Origin of the sequence: Micromonospora sp. KC721 (assembly GCF_004348355.1) — a bacterium.
Taxonomy (GTDB): Bacteria; Actinomycetota; Actinomycetes; order Mycobacteriales; family Micromonosporaceae; genus Micromonospora.
Genome location: NZ_SMJY01000317.1, coordinates 1 through 4,084, shown reverse-complemented (window position 1 = coordinate 4,084; position 4,084 = coordinate 1). Strand labels below are relative to the sequence as shown.

Below are 4,084 nucleotides of genomic sequence, written 5' to 3'. Positions count from 1 at the left end.
GTTCAGGGGGACGGTCCGGCGGCGGTGCCTGCGCGGGGTCCGGGGGGACGCCTGGCGGCGGTGCCTGCTCGGGTGTCCGGGGGATGTAACCGATCCGGCGGGGCTCGCATTCCACGGGCCGGGCCTCGGTGTCCGGGAGATGTAACCAGCCCGGCGGGGCCCGCATTCCACGCCCCGACGCTGTCGGGGCCGGCCGTGTGGCCGGTGGGAGAACACCGGTGGTTGTGCCATGTACAACGCCCCGGCCCTGTCGCCGATTCCGCCACCGGGGTGGCCGCGGCCACGGGACTGCACAGGTCAGACCGGACATTCGCCCCAGCGAGACACACCGCACCCCCGCGCCGTTCACCCCACCCGCTCACCCTGTTGATCAAGAAGCCTGCGCGGAGGCCGTCACGCGCGCCTTGCCCGGCCGATGGACACCGGCCGGGCGGAGGCTTCACGCGGATCAGGCCGCTGCGGGCACCTTGTCCAGGAAACCGTGCACGGCACGCAGCCGGCCGTCCGGGTCGCAGACCGCGACGTCGAAGCCGACGACCACGGAGTCGCCACCCGCTGCGGGCACCAGCTCCCAGCCGAACCGGACCACGTCGTGGTGCCCGTCCACGATGCCGTGCCGGCGCAGGACGTGCCCGGGGAAGGTGTCCCGTACCCCGGTGACGACGGCGGTGATCTCCTGGTGACCACGTACCGCCGCCAGCGGGTCGGTGTAGGTGGCGTCCGGGGTGAAGAGGGTGGCGACCGCCGACGCTCGGGCGGCGGCGTCCGGCTCGTTCCACACGGCGAGGTAACGGTCGACCAGGTCGGAGTGCGTACTCATCGGGTGCTCCCATCGTCGGTTGGTGACGGCGAGAACCCTGGCACCGTCCGACGGGGAGTGTCGATTACCTGCCGGGTAATGGCCCGTGGCCGTGAATCGGACCGTCGGCGATTACCCGGCAGGTAATCGACGGGCGGCCCGCCGCGCGGCACAGTGGTGCCGGGCACCGCACCAGGACCCGAGACGGGGGGATCATGATGACCACATGCCGCGTACGCCGTTCGAGGTTTCGACCGGTCCCGACGAGCGCAGTGCGGGGCCGGCGATGAGCGCCACCGTCCACACGTCCGCGCCGCCGGTCGGGGAGGCACTGCGCCGGTGGCGGGAGCTGCGCCGCCTCAGCCAGCTGGAGCTGTCCATCCGCGCGGAGATCTCCACCCGGCACCTGAGCTTCGTCGAGACCGGACGGTCCAGGCCGAGCCGGGAGATGGTGCTGCGTCTGGCCGGGCCACTCGACCTGCCGCTACGCGAACGCAACCGGCTGTTGCTGGCGGCGGGCTACGCGCCGGCGTACCCGGAGAACGCCCTCGGCGCACCGCAGATGGCGGCGGTCCGTGCCGCCGTACGTCAGGTGCTGTCCGGTCACGAGCCGTATCCGGCGGTGGTGGTCGACCGGGGTTGGAACCTGATCGACGCCAACTCCAGCCTGACGCTCCTCACCGACCTGGTCGCGCCGGAGCTGCTGGTCGCACCGGCGAACGTGCTGCGGGTCAGCCTGCACCCGGACGGGCTCGCACCGCACATCGCCAACCTCGGCGAGTGGCGCGGGCACCTGCTGAGCCGGTTGGGCCGTCAGGTCGAGCTGACCGGCGACGCGGACCTGGCGGCCCTGGAGGCCGAGCTGCGCGCCTACCCGTGCGACAGCCCGGAACCGGAGATCGAGCTGCCCGGCCCGGGCGAGATCGTGGTGCCGCTGCGGCTGCGCCACGAATGCGGGGAGCTGGTCTTCCTCAGCACCATCGCGACGTTCGGCACGCCCCTGGACGTCACCCTGGCCGAGTTGTCCATCGAGTCGTTCTACCCGGCCGACGACCACACCACGTCGGTGCTGCGCGACCGCGCCCGGCGATGACCGACCCCACCACGACACCGACACCGACACCGAGGAGGAACGGCATGTCCACCACCCGTCGCACCGTTGATGAGCTGCTGTCCCGCATCGTCGCCGGGCAGGACCCCGACCGGATCGCCGAGGTGTACGCCGAGCGGGTCGACTGGCAGGTCGACTGGCCGGACGCCACGCATCCCGACGTGCCCTGGATCCGCCCGAGATCCACCCGGGCGGACGTCGCCGACCACCATCGCACCCTGGCCGCGTCCACCGTGCCCGGGCAGGGCTCGGCCACGGTCACGAACATCCTCGTCGACGGGCCGCACGCCGTCGTGATCGGCGAGACGTCCCAGACGGTGCGCCGTACCGGCAAGAGGTTCCGTACCCGGTTCGCCCTGCACCTGACCGTCGAGGACGGTCTCATCACCCGCCACCACGTCTACGAGGACAGCCTCGCCGTCGTCGAGGCCTGCCGGGACTGACCCGGGCCTGGCTGGCTGGGCAAGGGGCGCGTGGGCTCGCGGTCGAGCCGGTCACCGTCGGCCCGCTCGGCCGGCCAGGGCACCTCGGGGGAGCGGTGGAAGGCGATGCCGGCGGTGCTCCAGCGGCGGCCGTGCCCGGCCAGCCGGTCGCGGAACCCGGCCCAGTCGTGGATGGCCCGGGGTGACCAGGCCAGCTCGGCGAGGGCGGGCAGCCGGGGGAGAAGCATGAACTCGACCTCTGCCAGCGTGGTGACCGACTCGGTCCAGAGCGGGGCCTCCACCCCGAGCACCGCCTCGGCCGGTACCCCGATCAGGTGCGCACCCGGGTCCCATTCGTACGCGCGGCGCACGTCGATCAGGCCGGCCCAGTCGTGGCCGATCGGGGTGTCCGGGGCGTACTTCATGTCCAGGTAGGCATGGTTGCCGGGGGAGAGGATCAGTCGGGCGCCCCGGCGTACCGCCTTGGCGACCTCGGGGTCGTCGCCGTTGGTGCCCCACCACTGCAGCACCCGCCCGTCGAGGTGGGCGGCCGGGGCGATCTGGTGCCAGCCGATGACCGTCCTGCCGGTGCGGGCGACGATTCGCTGGGTCCGCTCGACGAAGCCGGTGTACGCCGCCCCCTTGACCTTGAACGCCTCGTCGCCGCCGATGTGCAGCCACGGGCCTGGGGTCAGGGCGGCCACCTCGCCGAGCACGTCGGCGACGAAGTCGTACGTCCGCTCGTCGTCGGGGTCGACGTGGCTGAAGCCGACCTCGGTGCCGGTGTAGGGCGGGGGCGCGACCTTGCCCGGAGCCAGCTCGGGGTACGCGACCAGCGCCGCGTTGGTGTGGCCCGGCAGGTCGACCTCGGGGACGATCGTGACGTGCCGGCGGGCGGCGTACCGGACGATCCGCCGGTAGTCGGCCTTCGAGTAGTACCCGCCGGGGCCGGCCCCGACCTGGGTCGTGCCGCCGACGGTGGTCAGCCGGGGCCAGGAGTCGATCGCGATCCGCCAGCCCTGGTCGTCGGTGAGGTGCAGGTGCAGGTGGTTGAGCTTGTACCGGGCCAGGTGGTCGACAACTCGCAGGACGTCCTCGACGGCGAAGAAGTGTCGGGACACGTCGAGCATCGCCCCCCGGTACGGAAAGCGCGGCCGGTCGACGATCACGCCACCGGGTAGCACCCAGCGCTCGTCCACCGGGGTGCGGCTCTCGATCGTGGCCGGGAGGAGTTGCCGCAGCGTCTGCACCCCGTGGAAGAGGCCGGTGGCGGTGTCGGCGGTGAGCCGTGCCCCGGTGGTGGTGATCTCCAGCCGGTAGCCCTCGTCGCCGTGCCCCGCCCCCGCGCCGGAATCCGTGGGCGCGCCGGAACCGAGGTCGGCGCCGGCCACGGTCAGGGTCAGTTCGGCGCCACCGGGTGCCGCGTCGGTGACCGGGAGCGGATAGCCGGTCGCGGGCCGGAGCAGGTCGGCGAGCTGTTCGGCGACGTCCCGCGCGCCCGCCTCGGGAGTGACCCGGATGACGGCGTCGGCCGCGAGGGTGTGGTCGGCGCCGGGGTCCGCCACGACCGAGAGCGGGGCCGGCACCACGTCGTCGAGGCGGACCGGGGCCGGCGGCGTGAGCAGGTGCCCGGCGGTCCGGGCGGCGTCCCGGGCCAGGTCGGCGGCGCCCGGCCGGCGGGTGGGCAGGCCGGCGGCCGGTGGCTGCGGGCGGGTCTCGGGGTTGGTCGGGGTGGGCGGCACGGTGTTGCTC

4 protein-coding genes are annotated in these 4,084 nt (G+C 73.5%); 2 read left to right on the top strand and 2 right to left on the bottom strand.

Annotated features, from left to right (window positions below; all coding sequences use genetic code 11):
• Nucleotides 1-448 precede the first annotated feature (448 nt).
• Entirely contained in the window at nt 449-820 is a 372-nt protein-coding gene (locus E1182_RS29585) for a nuclear transport factor 2 family protein (RefSeq protein ID WP_132271008.1), read from the bottom strand.
• A gap of 265 nt (nt 821-1,085) precedes the next feature.
• Here E1182_RS29585 and E1182_RS29580 point away from each other — a divergent pair, with 265 nt between their 5' ends.
• The gene (locus tag E1182_RS29580) at nt 1,086-1,892 is read left to right on the top strand and encodes a helix-turn-helix domain-containing protein (protein WP_132271010.1); all 807 of its coding nucleotides are present in this window, start codon (nt 1,086-1,088) and stop codon (nt 1,890-1,892) included.
• 44 nt (nt 1,893-1,936) lie between these two features.
• On the top strand, nt 1,937-2,353 hold the full coding sequence (locus E1182_RS29575) for a nuclear transport factor 2 family protein (RefSeq protein ID WP_132271007.1): 417 nt from the start codon (nt 1,937-1,939) through the stop codon (nt 2,351-2,353).
• Here the strand turns inward: E1182_RS29575 and E1182_RS29570 are convergent.
• The gene (locus tag E1182_RS29570) at nt 2,311-4,074 is read right to left on the bottom strand and encodes a beta-N-acetylhexosaminidase (RefSeq protein ID WP_132271009.1); all 1,764 of its coding nucleotides are present in this window, start codon (nt 4,072-4,074) and stop codon (nt 2,311-2,313) included. The two genes, E1182_RS29575 and E1182_RS29570, sit on opposite strands and share 43 nt — an antisense overlap.
• Nucleotides 4,075-4,084: the final 10 nt, after the last annotated feature.

What these genes read in the sequence shown, in the direction of transcription:
- E1182_RS29580 (WP_132271010.1), top strand. Translation starts at nt 1,086, where the DNA reads ATGAGCGCCACCGTCCACACGTCCGCGCCGCCGGTCGGGGAGGCACTG.
- E1182_RS29585 (WP_132271008.1), bottom strand. Translation starts at nt 820, where the DNA reads ATGAGTACGCACTCCGACCTGGTCGACCGTTACCTCGCCGTGTGGAAC.
- E1182_RS29575 (WP_132271007.1), top strand. Translation starts at nt 1,937, where the DNA reads ATGTCCACCACCCGTCGCACCGTTGATGAGCTGCTGTCCCGCATCGTC.